This window comes from Bacillus cereus, from assembly GCF_007678085.1.
GTDB classification, from domain to species: domain Bacteria; phylum Bacillota; class Bacilli; order Bacillales; family Bacillaceae_G; genus Bacillus_A; species Bacillus_A cereus_BE.
On record NZ_VEDW01000005.1, the window covers coordinates 67451 to 83837 of the forward strand.

Here is a 16387-nt window from a genome sequence, read left to right on the forward strand (position 1 = left end):
TTTCGCTGAATTTTGAGGCGGGGGCTTACTGCCCGTTAATGCGAGATAAATTCATAATAAGATGCGAGATTAAATTTTAGGAGAGACATGATATGAAAGAAAAAGAGCGTTTAATTATAGAGATGGCTATGAAGTTATTTGCGACTAAGGGTGTAAATGCGACATCAGTACAGGAAATTGTGACAGCTTGCGGCATATCTAAGGGAGCTTTCTATTTATACTTTAAATCGAAAGAGGAGCTTTTATTAGCAACACTTCGATATTACTATGACAAGATTCAAAATAAAATGATGGATATTGAAAAAGAATCATTATTACCGCGTGAAAAATTTGCAAAACAATTGCATTGCCAGTTTAACGATATACAAAAGCATAAAGAATTTATTATTATGCATGCGAGGGAAAATGCTATACCTTTTAATAAAGAAGTAGAAGAGTTTATGATGCGGATGAAGTTAGAGTCTCACGCATTTTATCGGAATAGTTTACTGTTTATTTATGGTGAGAAGATTATGCCTTATTTATTAGATTTAGTCATTATGGTAGAGGGCATATGCCGTGGATATTTAGAGTTAATTATTTTACAAGCATCAGAAATTGACTTACCTTATGTTTCTGCTTTTATTTTGAAAAGAGTAGATGATTTAGTAGATGGATTGGTAGGATCTTCGGAAGAACCTGTGTTACATGAAGAAAAGCTTGGAGAATTTCTTTGCAAATCAGAGCTTATTAAGGAGCAGGTTAAGGAACACTTTTTAAAAGAAATTATCATTTTTAAACGTACATTAGCTGATCAATTAGAAGATGAGGAATTGCTTGTGACATTAGATGTTTTGGAGGCAGAAATGAGATTGCAAAATCCAAGAATCCCGGTCATTCAAGGGATGTTATCTAATTTAGAGATATATCCAAATTTAAAAGAATTTCGTTTGAGGCTTATGGGGTATTACAATATAAAAAGGTAACAATGAGAGTTTTCATTGTTACCTTTTTTATTATGCATTCACTTTTTCTTTTGTTCGTGTAGTCTCTTCTTGCTCGATATTGATTGTTTCTTTCACAATATAAATCGGACGGTTTTTGCTCTCGTCATAAATACGAGCAATATATTGGCCAACGATTCCAAGACCAAGCAACTGAATACCACTAAAGAATGTAATAGCAACCATAATAGATGCCCAACCTGTTTGCGTACCAGTGCCAATGATTTTTACAGTAATTGTATATAGTAAGACAATTATTGAAATGAGAACTGATAATAATCCTAAAGTCATAACGATACGTAACGGTTTTGTTGAAAACGCAATAATGCCATCAGATGCAAATTTAATCATTTTCTTTAATGGATATTTTGTTTCACCAGCAAAGCGCTCATCGCGTTCATATTCAACATACGTTTGGCGGAAGCCAACCCAAGACATCATCCCACGAATGAAACGATTGCGTTCAGTCATTTGATTGAAAACATCAGCTACTTTACGATCGATGATTCGGAAATCACCAGTGTCTTTTGGTATATCGATATCAGACATGTAGTTTAAGAATTTATAGAAATATTTAGCTGTTAAAAGTTTAAACCAAGTTTCACCTTTACGTTGTTTACGTTTTGCATAAACAACTTCATATCCTTCTTCCCATTTTGCAATAAGTTCAGGAATAACTTCAGGTGGATCTTGTAAGTCTGCATCGATAATTACAATAGCATCACCTTTTGCAGCAGCAATACCAGCTGTAACGGCTATTTGGTGTCCAAAGTTACGTGCGAAATTGACGATTTTTGTACGGTAATCATTTGCTGCAATCTCAGATAAGATCTCCATTGTACGGTCTGTGCTACCGTCGTTTACAAAGACAAACTCGTAATTAATATCATTTTGAAGCATAACGGACTTTAAACGGTTATAACATTCCTGTGCTACTTCTTCCTCGAAGTACATAGGAACTACAACCGAAATTAATTTTTGCATGTTGTATCCTCCGTAGTTTTAATAAGTTGTTTAAGTTTAATTAGTAGCCTTTTCAGTTTGGTTGAATGTCCAAATTTTATTAAGAACGAAATTGATAACCATTCCGACGCCAATTGCGAAAATCTGTGCAATTAACGCATTAAAGGTAAGTTTATCTACTAATATAAATAAACATAATGTATTAAAAGCCAATACAATTAAATTTACAGTTAGAAATTTAAAGAACATTGACGTGCTTTTATTATTAGGTTTAAACACCCAATTTTTATTCCAATAGTAGCTATTGGCAACACCAATTAAATAGGCAATGGTATTCGCAATAAGGTAGTTCATCCCAAATTTTAATAATATCCAAAAGCTAATAATTGTAATGAGCGTATTAAAGATTCCTACTAAACCAAACTTTAAGAGTTTCTCCATAATAGTATCCTCATCTTTATAAAATATATAAATAAAACAGGAAATGTAGAAAGGTTATTCGTACATAACAAATACTTATTATAGCATATTTTATGCTGAAACGTTATTTATTTTGATTAGAGTGATTTTTTAAGTAATTAGAAAAAATAGGTATTATATACAAAATATAGATAAATATATGATATGCTTTACTTACTACCACCAATTAAAAAGCATAGTGCGAACAAAAATAACATGTGTATTTTGGGTTTTGTGGTAAAAATGAATAGTCCTAAATTTTCATTATGTTTTTGTAATGGAGATAACGTTATTCTTAATACTAATCTTTAAAGGAGTAAATTGTTTTGAAATTATTTTTTAAAGGCATGTCTACTTTTTCTACACGTGCGATATATGTTATATACGTTTTTTTTACTTTAGCATTACTTATTAATTATTTTTCAGATACTCAAAAGTATAATTATGTAACATTATTATTGGGTGTTTTATTATTATCTATAGTGGGAAGTTTTATCCTTAGAAAAAGTTCGCTGTATCTAGAAAAATTAAGTGAAAAAAATGCTTTTTTGTTTTAGTAATCGTTTGTTTTGCGTTCAATTTAGCATGGGTGCTTACGTACCAAATTCAACCATTGGTTGATTATGCTACGTTTTATTATACTGCAGAAGCACTAAGTGAAAACTTTGTCATTGATAATAGATACATCGCATTATTTCCACATATTTTTGGATATGCTTCGTTTTTAAGTATTTTCATGAAAATCTTTGGGTCTAGTTATATGATACCACCTATTTTAAATGTTATTTTAACTACAATATCAATGGGGTTAATATATGCTATATCTAGAACAATTGGTGGGATTAAAACTGCAATAACAGCAAGTGTTTTATGGATAGCGTTACCTTCTCAAACGATTTATAATATGTTTGCAATGTCAGAACCGCTCTATTGTACAGTACTGTTGTTGATTTGGCTTATTATGATAATGACTCATGAAAAAATCGCCAATATAAATATAAAACGATTACTTGTTTATTCCGTTTTAATAGCAGCTTTACTTGCATTTATGAATATGGTGCGACCAATTGCAGCAGTTCCAATTATTGCTCTATTGATATGGTTCTTTATTATAGATACAAAGCATATAGGGAATAAAAAAATATGGTTAAATAAGATAACGTATGTAGGAGTTATTGTTGTGGGATACCTTATTTTTTCTTCAGCAATAAATCAGTATATAACAGTACGTTTAGGCGAAGAGATAGCGTCAACCCCAGGGTATAACATTTATGTAGGATTTAATGAAGAAAGCTCGGGGAAATGGAATCGATCCGATGCTGAACTATTGTTTCATTATAGTAATAAACCAGGATGGAATGCGAATGACGCTCAGCTGAAAATGCTAGAAGAAGCAAAAGAGAGGATAAAAAATGATAATATTGATTTTGTGAAATTATTCTCCAATAAATTCTTTGAGCTTTTAGGTGAGGATAGTGCAGCAGTTTCCTATGCTGATCCTGCATTAGATCATACAGTACGATATACAGTAGCATCTAATATGTTTTATTACTTCTTAATTGTTACTTCATTAGTAGGTGTATTGGTAGCTATTAAAAATAAAAACAAATCTTCTCTATTTATTATTTGCTTATACGCGATAGGATTAACAATGGCACAGTTATTAGTAGAAGTGGCATCAAGATATCATTATTCAGCTACCATTTCGATGATCATTTTGGCTGCATTTGGTATAAATCATGCTTACAATGAAAAAGAAAATATAAATATACATGAAAAGGCATGAGCTCGGTATTGCACCAGGCTCATGCCTTTTTCGTTCGTTTGAATGTATTTTGATGATTAACTCTTCACTGGTTACAGTTTAATTTTGTACTTTGGAAGTTTTTCTGTTTGATATAAATCGATAGCACAAATATAGTCCATAACTTTGAATGATTGTAAAGCTAGGAATGATAAAGTATCGATATCTTGTTTGGTATTCAATTAAGAAGTGAACAGTTACATAACCAATTATTAATAGTAAAAATATTGTGTAATGCGTGTTGTTTTGCTTAGTCAATATGAGATAAAGAAGTGCTAGCGTACCAAATAGCATAGCTGTCATATACATATACTTTTCATATTTCATAAGGTCGTTTTGTAAAGTAATCATATTATCATCTGTGTTCCCCAGCGATAGTAGACTCCATGATGGTGCGGAGTCGTAATCTGCCCACATGAGTGTAAACTTATCACCGAATAAAGATAAAACCTTCTGTGGATCAGCTAGTCGCTCTTGAATCAGTTTCTTTTCAGCGGCTTTTCGTTCTTCGCCAATCTCAAAGGACATCATATATTCTGCATCTGCTGTAGAATAGCCACCTTTTGTTTCATGATTAAGTCCTACTGTGAATTTCCAGAGAGGATCACGGTTGGATAGTGGGTATTGTGTAATTCCGGCAGATATAAATGAATAACTTATAATGTAATGAACAAGGTAAAATACGATGAAAATCCCACAAAGTTTTTTAATAGAAGTGAAAATATCTTGTTTCGATTTCCCTAACATACCGTGTAAAAAGAAATAAATAGTTACTGCAATTAGGATGATGCCACCAAGTGGGCGCATAATGTCTCCTAAAGAAAGGGAGATCCCTATAAAAATCCACATATATTTATGGCTTAAGCCTTTTGTAATTAATAAATAAAATCCAAGATAAAATAGGAATGTGGCAAGGTGTTGATTTGTTAGGACTGAGCTTAATACAATACTTGGGATATATAATGCATATATTAATCCCGCCACGCGTCCAGTCCACTCATTAAATATGTGAGAAGTTATTTTGTAAACTAATAATGTTGTTCCTGTGCAATATAACACATTTAAGAACTTTAGAAAGAAAGTCCCCTCACCGAATAAATTAATAATCAAAGCTTGGTACATTGTAAATCCAAGCTGATAAACCCAAGAAGTATAATAAATACTTTGAGCAAAACTAAAATCTCCTTTAGTTGCTTGCACGGCTCCGTTGTACATCATAGCAAAATCTGATTCGATAGGAGTTTGGATAGTAAGAAACCAGATGAATCGAATAGAGAAGGCTAAAATGATAAGTAAAATAGTGAATATTAGTTTTGACATATATTTATTGGCAATATAGCCAATGAGTATAAATAGAAGGCCTATTAGAATGATACTTGGGATTATAATAAGTAAACGGGTATCAGCTTGTTCTCTAACCACGGATACTGAGTCCCATGTAATAGCTGCAGAAATAATTAAACATAGCACTAATAAACATTTCACAAAAAATGTATTGAGTTTTAGAAAAAATGTACTTTGCATTATATATAAAAACTCCTTATCAAACCTTATGGTATTTTAAAACGAAATCCCTTTACACGCTAAATAGCGGTGTAAAGGGATGTTTTTTAGGGGATTAAGAATTTTCTTGGGCCCATTTTTCTACATCCCAAGTTTTTGTTATCCAATCTTCATAAAAGTCTGGTTCGTGGCATACAAGAAGAATTGTTCCTTTGTATGCTTTCATCGCTTTTTTCAGCTCATCTTTTGCTGTAACATCAAGGTGGTTTGTTGGCTCATCAAAGAGTAGCCAGTTACTTTCTTCGCCCATTAGTTTACATAAACGAACTTTTGCTTGTTCGCCACCGCTTAATTGATTCAACGGACGAGAGATATGTTCATTTTTTAAACCGCATTTTGCTAACATTGCACGTACTTGATGTTGGTCTAAGCTAGGGAATGTATTCCAAACATCATCAATTGGTGTTATATTATCAGCTTTTACTTCTTGCTCGAAGTATGATGGGTTTAAGAAGTCACCAAGACTTGTTTTTCCACTTAATGGTTTAATCTTACCTAAAATCGTTTTTAATAGTGTTGACTTACCGACACCATTACATCCAACAATTGCAATTTTTTCACCACGTTCAATTGTCATTGTTAATTTTGGTAATAACGGATGTGTATATCCAATCTCTACATTTTCCCCTTCGAAGACAAATCGACTACTTGCACGACTCTCTTTAAAGGAGAACTCAGGCTTAATAGCTGTTTCAGGACGATCGATACGCTCCATGCGATCAAGTTGCTTTTGACGGCTCTTCGCACGTCCTGTCGTTGAGTAACGAGCTTTATTTTTTGCAATAAAATCTTCTTGCTTTTTAATAAACTCTCGCTGTTTTTCATAAGCGTTAATATGTTGATTTTTATTGATTTCTGCCAGCTCTAGAAATTTTTCATATGTTGCTGTATAACGCGTCATTTTTGTGAATTCTAGATGGAAAATAACATCGACACATTTATTCATAAATTCCGTATCATGGGAAATTAATAGGAATGCATGTGGATATTCTTTTAAATAATTTGTTAACCAATGAATATGTTCAACGTCTAAATAGTTGGTAGGCTCATCTAATAGTAATACTTCTGGTTGCTCAAGTAGTAACTTTGCAAGTAATACTTTTGTACGTTGTCCACCACTTAATGCCGCAACATCACGATCTAGACCAATTGCATCAATTCCAAGGCCGCGTGCTGCTTCTTCAATTTTAATATCTAATAAATAGAAGCCACCTGCTTCAAGGGCATCTTGAATTTCTGCCATTTGTTCAAGAAGTTCCTCTAATTCTTCCGGTGTAGCGGTTCCCATTTTTTCTGCAACTTCATTTAAAGCTTTTTCTTTTTCAAATAAAGGTAAAAACGCATCTGCTAATACGTCACGGATCGTGCGACCAGGTGTTAAAATGGTATGTTGGTCTAAGTAACCGTAATTTGTACCAGGTGTCCATTCTACACGACCTTCGTCATGGATAAGCTGACCAGTAATTATATTCATAAATGTTGATTTACCAACACCGTTTGCTCCAACTAATCCAACGTGCTCTCCTGCGAGTAAGCGCATGGATACATCTCTAAATAATGTACGATCACCAAATGTATGGCCTAATTTTTCAACAGTTAATAAGCTCATAATGTCCTCCGTTCATTTCTAAATAGTGTCTTGAATCATGATACTAAATTCTTGGATATAATGCTATCATTTCAAAAATATATAATGTAATTGACCAGTATGGGCTACGCTTACAAAGAACGATGGGTTGCTTTGCAAGAAATAAGCGATGTAAGAGCAATAAAAAATAAGGTGTAACCATTTAATAAAAGTGGTTACACCTTGCTTTTTATTTTAAATATCCACGAACAATTCCGCGTAAGCGATTTGCGTGGAATTTGCGCTTATCATTAGAAATGTTTTGTGTCATACGGAATGATGCGGCAGCGACAGCACGTAAGAAATAAGGGAATCCATAGTGTAAACGAATAACCCTACCAAAACCACCAGCATAAGAAATAGCACGTTTTAATGATTGTTCATTAATAATTTCCTCTTTTACAGGATGGTATACGAACAGATCTTTTCTAAATAAACCAGTATAATTTTGTTTCATACCACGTAGTACAAAGTCAGTTTCTTCACCAGCTCCATAAATCGTTCCAGAACCAACACCTAAATCTTCATCAAATGTACCTACATCTTGTACAAATTGCTTTGTGAAGAATAGTGTGAAAGAGGGTCCCATGAATCCATACTTATTATTTAAAATAATGTCTGTATTCGGTGCGTGTATTAAAGAACCTGTCCCTTCAACATTTGTAGTGTTTGTTGAGATGAAATGAACATCTTTATTAGAGTTGAAAGTTTCTAATATACTTTCTAAAACATTTGTTTCATAAATACAATCATCATCTGGAAAAGCGATGAAATCACCATCTGCTACTTTTAAGCCTGCATTTCGAGCTCTCGATAGCCCTTTAATAGGTGTATAAATGTAATTAATAGAAAATTTATCTTTATATTCATCAAATAAATCAGAGATTGGCGTATCATTTTGATCTACTACGATAAGTTCAAAGTTTTTATAAGTTTGTTGTTCAAGTGATTTTAGTAAGTCAAGAATATCATCACGTCTGCCACAAGTAGCCATGATTAAAGAAAATTTCAAGTTTAACAGCTCCTTTTAGAGATGGCGTTTAAGCCTTTTTGAATCGTGCTAATATCTTTTCAAGTAGTGAAAAGAGAATTTCATCCTTTGTTATAAAGAGGATAAGGGCATACGTTAAGCCACACGTTATTATTACTAGGATAACTTGTAGTATTTGCCCCGATACGATCATATCAATAACGAATGCTATTGGGACAAATGTTAGTGAATAAAATAGATATTTAAGTTTTTGTATATCGAATAACGTATAATTCACTTTTAATTTCTTTTTCACATAAATATATTCAAATGTGATTAAGAAACAATTCGCAATTGTTGTTGTGAAAATTGCGGTTGTTGGTGTAAGTACATGGAAGAATATTAATGCAATATTGGATGCTAAGTTGATAAATCCACAAATGAATAAAAATCGCACTAGAATACTTTCTTTCTTTTTAACATAAATAATTTGATTCGATAAAATGGATTCAATACCGACTGTAATCATATAGAAGGCGAAAACAATTAATGTATTACCAGCCTTAGCAAATTCTTGCCCACCGTAAATAACAACAGCTCCATGAGCAATGAGCATTAAACCGATTGCTGCAGGGAATAAGGTAATGAAATATACCTTTGAAATTTTATTTAATAAAGATTCATACTCCATTTCAGACGCGTTTCCTGATAAATAAGACAGTCTTGGAACGGTTACTTGTACAACACTTAACATAAGTGTATTAATAATCATCATAATTTGAAAAGCCATTACGTAATATGCAACTTCTTCCTTTCCAACATATACCCCTAAAACAAGACGATCTAATTGAGTATATAAAATATTAGCATTTGAAAAAATCAAGACTAATAGTAACGGTTTCAAATGAGGAATAATTGTTAAGTCGGAAAAATCAAATTTCACTTGGCGTTTCACATATATAAAGCTAATAGAGTGGTTCAAAAATGTCGATAATACTAATAAACCAGCATATGTTTTGTAATCTTCGACCCCATGAATGAAAGAGAAAAGAAGTACGACATAGATTAAGCGAACGATAACTGTTTTTTTAGTGATGAAGTCATAATTTTCATATGCCTCATTGAACCATTCCACATAAAACATATTAGATATAAAATTAAAACCGAAAATAAGAAGAACAGGAAATAGACTTTCATGTCCGTATCCAATATAACTAAAGAGCACAAAGCCTGATAAAGCCAAAATACTAGTTGTGAAATTAATTACATAGAGACTTGTAAATAATTTAGAAACTTTCTTTTTATCGTTTTTAATTAAGCTAATTTCACGTAAACCATATTGATATACACCAAATACGGCGAACACGAAGAAGTAATTGAAAAAAGTTTCAGCAACGTTAACGGTTCCGATTGAATTGGCTCCTAATGTTCGATATGCGTAGGGACCAACTAAAATTGGAAGTATAATATTAAACGTGTTGAGCAGTATTTTATAAAAAATATTTGAAGCAATTGATTTCTGCATAATTTCACCTTTCCATTAAAATAATACAATTTCATTAAAATACTTGCTATGTCATAGTAAGGTTTTTTAACCACAGTTAATTCTTTCAATATAATGAAGTGTAAGGTGTTTTCTACACAGTTTACAAATCCTTAAATTGTTTTGTTGACCACCCGTATAAGTGTACCCTACATAAACTTTGTAAAGCAACTGTTGATGGCATAGAACCGTGTTATAAAATGAAACTTTAATCCGTGGGGTTTTGTTCATCCCCACAATGATTATCAACCTTCACCAATTGCTCGTTTACGGGCCGGCCGAAGCTGAATTTTGAGGTGGGAGTTTTACAGCCCGCAAATAGCGTGATAAATGAGATTTTATCAATTAGAAAAAGTTAATCGCGAACGGGTATGTATAAAATATTACATAATACGTGTGAAAAGGAGTAATGGTTGTATGAAGCTATGGAATTGTTTATAAAAAATGAGCGAATATGTGATATCTATTCGCTCAGAAGATGTTTTGATAGTGAGGGCCTATATACTCCAAGGTTTACTTAAAGTTAAAACTTCAGCCATTTCCTTGCTTTTTACACGCCCTTTTTTCCTGTTTTCAGCACGTTCAGAACCAGTTGTGTGTAGCCAATGTTCTTCTTCAGTTTCCGGTAGTACTTGTGGAACAGATGAAGGTTTTCCATCCTTTAATGCAACGAATGTAATGAAACATGTTGCAGCTATTCTACGTTCGCCTGCTAATAAATTCTCTGCAATTACTTTTACAAACACTTCCATCGAAGATTTTCCTGTATAACATACGAATGCCTCGTAACAAACAGAATCTGCTTGGTGAATTGGCGTTAAAAAATCAACAGAATCGATAGATGCCGTTACGCAATGTTTACGGCTATGTCTTGCAGCTGCAATTGAAGCGATGCTATCAATTTCTGCTAATAATTTTCCTCCGAAAAGTGTTTGATGATTATTTAAATCATTCGGAAAAACACGTGTTGTTTTAATTGCTTTGGATTCTCGCATGAATTTCTTTTCCATATGGTCAGCCCCTATTTTCTGTTTTCAATCAGAATGACATGTATTGTAAGTGGAGTATAAAAAAATTAAAAATCAATAGATATTTAATGAAGTAAAGAATTACAGAAGAGGGTTAGTAAAACTTCTGTATTTGTATTCATGAAACTGAAAGAAAATTTATTACTATATAAAGTGTAGTGTAAAAGAGGATTCGCTTACATTGCAAGTGAAAAAAATAGGACCCTGTATTTGTCATAGAAATTCCCTATCAGCTGTGTACCTATTCATGATAGAATCGTTTTGTTATGAATGGAAATAGAGGTGCAATGGACATATGAATCATATACAAACAAACTTTTCGTCTTTTTTCAGTAAAATAATGATTGGTGCGATGCTTGCATTTTTTGTTTATAGTTGCTGGTCGGCGTTTGAAACAAGTAAACAATTTTTTGGCGACAGTACAACAAGCGTAACAATCGTATTGGTTATTTTTATTATTCTCATGCTGTTAGTGGCATCGATTTTACAGTATCGTTTTACAGATAAACAATTTCTTGTTTTTCTTATAAGTATATCTATAATTGTGAGACTTAGTATGGTTCTATTTGTAGACGTTCCGATAAGTGGTGATATGAAAGCTATGTTTGAGTCTGCAAAGCAGATTGCAATTGGTAATAACGTAGAGAACGTAGCGCAGTTACCTTTTATTATTTATGAATCAATGATTATTCATGTATTTGGCGATACGGTATTCGCATTGCAGTTATTTAATATTTTATTTTGCACATGGACTGCATTTTTCATTTATCGTATTGCAGCAATCGTTTTTGGAGAAGAGTGCGGCCGTATTGCGTCTGTATTTTACGCTTTATATATTCCAAATATATTTATGAGTTCCTTATTAACATCAGAATCGCTCGCAATATTTTTATTTTATTTGGCTTGCTACATACTTTTATATAAAGGTTTAGATCATCCTTATATGTGGGTACTTTCAGCAATTTTATTTGCATGCAGTAATATGATTTTCCCAATGGGATTATTTCTTCCTATTTTTATTGCTGTATATGTGTTGTTAATTGAACTCTTTCAATCAGCGATGAAGCAAAAAATACTATTAAAGATGATAGGGATGCTTATTCTATTTTATAGTGCTCATTTTGGGGTGAGTTATGGAATTCAGACAATGGGAATGTCACAATATACAATTTCAAATGAGACGTATGTTCAATCTGTTTTAATTGGAAAAGGTAAAAATGAGGAAAAAATAATAAAGAATCAAAGCGTAACAGAGCATATTGATCAAAAGCTAAAAGAGATTGAAGAAGAAAGATTTAAACTTTTAAAGCCAGTAATTAATCAATTCTCAGGTGAGGGAATACATTCTATTCTATTTAAATGTGAAAAACTTATATATATAGCGGTAACATTATTTACGTCTATAGCTTTATTACACTTTCTTATTAAGAAACAACAAAATGAAGGATATATGTTGTTCTTATTGTTAATTAGCGGATACGTATTGTTTAGACTCTTCCAAGTAGATATGACATATTACAACCTTATAGTGCCAGCTTTGTTTATTTTACAAAGCTTTGGTGTTTATATGAGTTATGTGTATTGTCAAAAAATATTCTTCAGAAAATAAAAAGAATCCAGTTCGGATTCTTTTTTTTATAGATGGAAGATGAAGACTAAGAGTCAGCAGAGATAAAGAGTCCCTACTGATATAAGCCTCAATCTATCGATTCAATTCTAGTTGTAAACTATCAGCTGTTAGAGCCATTTTTGAGGATTCATCTTGAATTCCTTTCATTACTTGTGAAATGGTTTCTAACTCATTTTCAATTTTTTTATTCTGTTCTTTCGAGTTAGACATGTCTTTTACAATTTCTTGGAAGTATTGATCTGTCGCAGACATACTATCCGTTCCTTCAGAGACGAGGGAGCTAATTTGTTTCACTGAAGAAGAGACACGAATAATTTGTTCATTTGTTTTTTCAACGAGTTTTGTAACGTTGAATATAGATTCTTTCGTTTGCTCTGATAACTTTCGAATTTCTCCAGCTACAACAGAAAAGCCTTTGCCGAATTCCCCAGCACGTGCAGATTCAATAGCAGCATTTAGTGCGAGTAAATTTGTTTGCTCTGCAATTGATTTTACAATATCTATAATTTCGTTAATTTTGTTAGAAATATCGAGAAGTTCATGAGTATCTGTAATAATCGTTTCCATATTCGTTTGAATGCATTCCATTCGTTTATTTTGCTGATTTAATTGTTCTTTACCTTTATTCGCTTTTTCTTCTGAAGTTGTAGCTAATGATGTACCTGTTTTGGCAATTTCTACAATAGTTTCAGATTTAGCGGTTAAATGTTGAATGGAAGCACTCGTTTTTTCGGATACAGATGCTAATTCTGTTGCAATATGCGTAATTGTCATAGCTGTTAGTTCTTTTTCTTTTTCATGTTCTTTTTGCATTCTTTCATATTCAGATTCATAAGCCGCAATAACGAGTTCTTGTTCAAGAGTAAATAATTTGTTTATTACGTTTATGGAATAAGAAAAATCATCAATTGTTGTAATTTTTGTTTGCAAAATCTTCATGATAGAGCGGAATAATTCTTGATAAGCAGCAGTATACCATTTTCTATGTAAGCCAATTTGTACATGTCTTTTGGCAATTCTAACACGTTGTTCAATAAAATCTTCATGCATATCACCGCTGAATAATTCTTTTATATGTATTTTTAAAGTTTGCTTGAGTTTTGGAATAGAGCTATAACGTTCAATAATAGTAATTAAATTAGGCTGTTTTGTAATATTGGCATAGAATTTTTCCGTAATCCAATCAATTTCTTCATAAATAAAAGGCTGTAGTACCTTTACGATTTGTAAATCTTCTTTTGAAATATGTAACATATCCATTTGAATGTTCAGTTCAGAATTAGTAGGCACGTTAAAAGTGATTTGTTGATTCTTACTTAATTCAAGTATACTGGTGTTTGTTTTATTTGTATGTTTTTTAAAAACCCCAAGCATCGTTCTTCCCCCTGTTTGTAAAGCGTTTTCATTTTTGTTTCTATTATAATTATATATTTTTATATACAATTACTCTATATTAGTGTGTAGAATAGTATATAAATTAAGAGAATTCTATGTAGAATTCTCTTAATGACCTTTATTAATTTTAGCATGTGTTTTAAAGAAAACTGGGAAATGTACATTATATATTACAGTGACAACACGAATAATGAATGTTACTAATAAACAAACATAGAAAGCTAATACGTGTGCCCCCATTGCATATGTGATTAGGAAACTAATTGCCCCTAAGATAGAAGCGATTGCGTAAATCTCTTTTCGGAATACGTAGGGGATATCTTGGGCGCAAATGTCACGCAAAATACCGCCTCCAATACCTGTAATGACTCCCATTGAAACAACTAAAAATGAGGCGTCAACATGATGCGACATTGCCGCATTTGCACCAATAGCTGTAAAAACACCTAAGCCAACAGCATCAGAAAGCATGATAACGACTTGTAGTTTATTGATACGTTCAAAAAACATACAAGTAAATAATGCTGATAATACACTTACGAAAAAGTAAATGGGTTTAACAAATGCGACAGGAGGCAGGTTACCGATCATAATATCACGAATAATACCGCCGCCGAGCGCTGTAGCTACAGCTAAACAAAGGACACCGAATAAATCTAAATCTTTTTTTAAACCAACTAATGTACCAGAAATAGCAGCGGCGATAATGCCAAGAAACGTAAATATGTCGATTAATAACATTGCTGTAATCCCTTCCTCCTAAAGATGTTCCAGAGAAAAAATATACACTAAAGTTATGTAAATAACAATGCATTTTCGTTACATGTAGAAAAAAAGAAAAAATGAGGAAAGAAAGCGCTTGAAAATGCAAATACGCTTTTTTCTATAAGGTAAGTTTGAGGAGAAATGTGAGACGTTTAATTAAAAAATATATGTTATAATAAATATTTGAGATAAGAAAAAAATATTAACAGTATAGATTGAAATTAGGTAATAGTTATGGAGGTTCTAGATGTTAAGCGAAAATAGTAAGAGTAATAAATTTGAAAATTTTCTATTAATCTTTATTTTGTTGCAACCGATTTTAGATTTGCTTACAGCGTTCTGTATCATGGTTTTAAAAATTGATACGACCATTGGAGTTATTACACGCTTATTCGTTATGTTCCTAGGCGGGATATATATTTTAATTCAAACGAAGAAACAAGGAAATATAAAATATATATTGTATATAATCTTAGTAGGAATAGTCTTTACCATCGGATTGATAAATAATAAGCTTACAAAAAATCCTATGGTGCTTTCAGAGGAAATTAAATTTATAGCAAAAGCATTATATCCGTTTGTTATGCTTACTTGTTATGTGTTTGTATTTAAGTCTTTAAAAGAAAAAAGCCATTCAAATTCAAAAATGCGTGACTATATTACGTATGCATCGCTAATTATAGGGGTAGTAATGGTAGCTTCGATTACTACTGGAACAGATTATAATAGTTATGAATGGGTAAAGTTAGGATCACGCGGTTGGTTTTATGCAGGTAACGAGCTAGGATCTATTTTAGCCATCATGTGTCCAATTGTTATTTTGTATTCAATTGAAAAAACAAAAAGTATAGGTAAAGCGTACTATTGGATTCCTTCAATTTTAGTTGTTTATTCACTATTTGCAATTGGGACAAAGGTTGGCGTAGGAGCAATCTTTGGATCAATGGCTATCGCAGTTGTTATGTGCTTTATTCAAGCATTTACACAGCGTAAAGATGGAAAGAAACATGCTTACTTATTAAATGGTTTTCTTGCAATAACTGTATTAGTAGGCATATTGGCATATACACCTTTTTCACCATTCATGAAAAATATGGGATTCCATTTCCAATTAATTGAACAAGAACAGAGTGCGAAAAAGGAAGAGAAAAAGAAGGAGGAAGCTAAAGAGCACAAACCTCCTGTGACAGAGCAAGAAAAAGAGAAAGAGAAAGCAAAAGAAAAAGTAGAAGAGAAAAAAGAAGAAACGCAAGCTCTTATTTTTAGTGGGCGCCAATTATTTGAACAGATGTATAAAGATTTCTATAATGAAGCCCCAATGTCTCAAAAATTATTAGGGATGGGTTATGCTGGTAACTATAAAGAACAGCCGAAACTAATTGAACGTGACTTCCACGATTGGTTCTATTCTTTCGGAATCATAGGGTTCGTTTTACTTGTAATTCCATTCTTATACTTTGGTATTAAATTTATTGTATGTGTATTTACTAAATTTAGACAAATATTCACAGTGAAATATGCAATGGTGATTGCAGCGATACTTCTCGGATTAGGTATCTCATTCATGGCTGGTCATATTTTAATTGCACCTGGAGTGAGTTTCTACTTAGTATTAATCATGGCATATTTAATAGTTGACTTAGAAATTGAATGATAG

General features: G+C 32.3%; 12 protein-coding genes and 2 pseudogenes. 4 read left to right on the forward strand and 10 right to left on the reverse strand.

Features of this window, described 5'->3' with window-relative positions:
- The first annotated feature begins 92 nt into the window (after positions 1-92).
- Entirely contained in the window at positions 93-965 is an 873-nt protein-coding gene (locus FS742_RS20745; RefSeq protein WP_144614783.1) for a TetR/AcrR family transcriptional regulator, read from the forward strand.
- Positions 966-995: 30 nt separating this feature from the next.
- On the opposite strand, the gene FS742_RS20750 is transcribed toward FS742_RS20745, so the two are convergent.
- Positions 996-1967, reverse strand: a complete 972-nt coding sequence (locus FS742_RS20750) for a glycosyltransferase family 2 protein (protein WP_144614785.1) — start codon at positions 1965-1967, stop codon at positions 996-998.
- Positions 1968-2003: 36 nt separating this feature from the next.
- Positions 2004-2387 (reverse strand): GtrA family protein, encoded by a 384-nt coding sequence (locus FS742_RS20755; protein WP_000413281.1) that lies wholly within the window; start codon positions 2385-2387, stop codon positions 2004-2006.
- 365 nt (positions 2388-2752) lie between these two features.
- On the opposite strand from FS742_RS20755, the pseudogene FS742_RS20760 reads away from it, so the two are divergent.
- Positions 2753-4191 (forward strand): annotated as a pseudogene (locus tag FS742_RS20760) (glycosyltransferase family 39 protein).
- A gap of 78 nt (positions 4192-4269) precedes the next feature.
- Here the strand turns inward: FS742_RS20760 and FS742_RS20765 are convergent.
- The 5 genes from FS742_RS20765 to FS742_RS20785 form a co-directional block, all read right to left on the reverse strand.
- The gene (locus FS742_RS20765) at positions 4270-5733 is read right to left on the reverse strand and encodes an ArnT family glycosyltransferase (protein WP_144614786.1); all 1464 of its coding nucleotides are present in this window, start codon (positions 5731-5733) and stop codon (positions 4270-4272) included.
- Positions 5734-5827: 94 nt separating this feature from the next.
- A complete protein-coding gene (locus tag FS742_RS20770) occupies positions 5828-7381 on the reverse strand; it encodes an ABC-F family ATP-binding cassette domain-containing protein (protein ID WP_144614788.1) in 1554 nt (517 codons plus the stop codon).
- Positions 7382-7589: 208 nt separating this feature from the next.
- On the reverse strand, positions 7590-8411 hold the full coding sequence (locus FS742_RS20775; RefSeq protein WP_144614789.1) for a glycosyltransferase family 2 protein: 822 nt from the start codon (positions 8409-8411) through the stop codon (positions 7590-7592).
- A gap of 28 nt (positions 8412-8439) precedes the next feature.
- Entirely contained in the window at positions 8440-9894 is a 1455-nt protein-coding gene (locus FS742_RS20780) for an oligosaccharide flippase family protein (RefSeq protein WP_144614791.1), read from the reverse strand.
- 515 nt (positions 9895-10409) lie between these two features.
- Positions 10410-10922, reverse strand: a complete 513-nt coding sequence (locus FS742_RS20785; protein ID WP_048560471.1) for an acyl-CoA thioesterase — start codon at positions 10920-10922, stop codon at positions 10410-10412.
- Between the two features lie 313 nt (positions 10923-11235).
- Between FS742_RS20785 and FS742_RS20790 the strand changes: the two genes are divergently transcribed.
- Complete coding sequence (locus FS742_RS20790; RefSeq protein ID WP_144614792.1) at positions 11236-12549, forward strand: ArnT family glycosyltransferase; 1314 nt, start codon at positions 11236-11238, stop codon at positions 12547-12549.
- A 93-nt stretch (positions 12550-12642) separates the two neighbouring features.
- Here FS742_RS20790 and FS742_RS28300 read toward each other — a convergent pair whose 3' ends face one another.
- The 3 genes and pseudogenes from FS742_RS28300 to FS742_RS20800 form a co-directional block, all read right to left on the reverse strand.
- The gene (locus FS742_RS28300) at positions 12643-13383 is read right to left on the reverse strand and encodes a methyl-accepting chemotaxis protein (protein WP_395940398.1); all 741 of its coding nucleotides are present in this window, start codon (positions 13381-13383) and stop codon (positions 12643-12645) included.
- 63 nt (positions 13384-13446) lie between these two features.
- A pseudogene (locus FS742_RS28305) lies at positions 13447-13944 on the reverse strand (protoglobin family protein); the annotation flags it as partial.
- A 129-nt stretch (positions 13945-14073) separates the two neighbouring features.
- Positions 14074-14706: a trimeric intracellular cation channel family protein gene (locus tag FS742_RS20800; RefSeq protein ID WP_000924376.1), complete on the reverse strand. Its 633-nt coding sequence runs from the start codon at positions 14704-14706 to the stop codon at positions 14074-14076.
- Between the two features lie 271 nt (positions 14707-14977).
- On the opposite strand from FS742_RS20800, the gene FS742_RS20805 reads away from it, so the two are divergent.
- Entirely contained in the window at positions 14978-16384 is a 1407-nt protein-coding gene (locus tag FS742_RS20805; RefSeq protein ID WP_144614796.1) for an O-antigen ligase family protein, read from the forward strand.
- Positions 16385-16387 lie beyond the last annotated feature (3 nt).

Excerpts from the sequence above, each read along its gene's own strand:
- FS742_RS20800 (WP_000924376.1), bottom strand. The coding sequence starts at position 14,706 with ATGTTATTAATCGACATATTTACGTTTCTTGGCATTATCGCCGCTGCT.
- FS742_RS20745 (WP_144614783.1), top strand. The coding sequence starts at position 93 with ATGAAAGAAAAAGAGCGTTTAATTATAGAGATGGCTATGAAGTTATTT.
- FS742_RS20750 (WP_144614785.1), bottom strand. The coding sequence starts at position 1,967 with ATGCAAAAATTAATTTCGGTTGTAGTTCCTATGTACTTCGAGGAAGAA.
- FS742_RS20765 (WP_144614786.1), bottom strand. The coding sequence starts at position 5,733 with ATGCAAAGTACATTTTTTCTAAAACTCAATACATTTTTTGTGAAATGT.
- FS742_RS28300 (WP_395940398.1), bottom strand. The coding sequence starts at position 13,383 with ATGCAAAAAGAACATGAAAAAGAAAAAGAACTAACAGCTATGACAATT.
- FS742_RS20780 (WP_144614791.1), bottom strand. The coding sequence starts at position 9,894 with ATGCAGAAATCAATTGCTTCAAATATTTTTTATAAAATACTGCTCAAC.
- FS742_RS20790 (WP_144614792.1), top strand. The coding sequence starts at position 11,236 with ATGAATCATATACAAACAAACTTTTCGTCTTTTTTCAGTAAAATAATG.
- FS742_RS20755 (WP_000413281.1), bottom strand. The coding sequence starts at position 2,387 with ATGGAGAAACTCTTAAAGTTTGGTTTAGTAGGAATCTTTAATACGCTC.
- FS742_RS20785 (WP_048560471.1), bottom strand. The coding sequence starts at position 10,922 with ATGGAAAAGAAATTCATGCGAGAATCCAAAGCAATTAAAACAACACGT.
- FS742_RS20805 (WP_144614796.1), top strand. The coding sequence starts at position 14,978 with ATGTTAAGCGAAAATAGTAAGAGTAATAAATTTGAAAATTTTCTATTA.
- FS742_RS20770 (WP_144614788.1), bottom strand. The coding sequence starts at position 7,381 with ATGAGCTTATTAACTGTTGAAAAATTAGGCCATACATTTGGTGATCGT.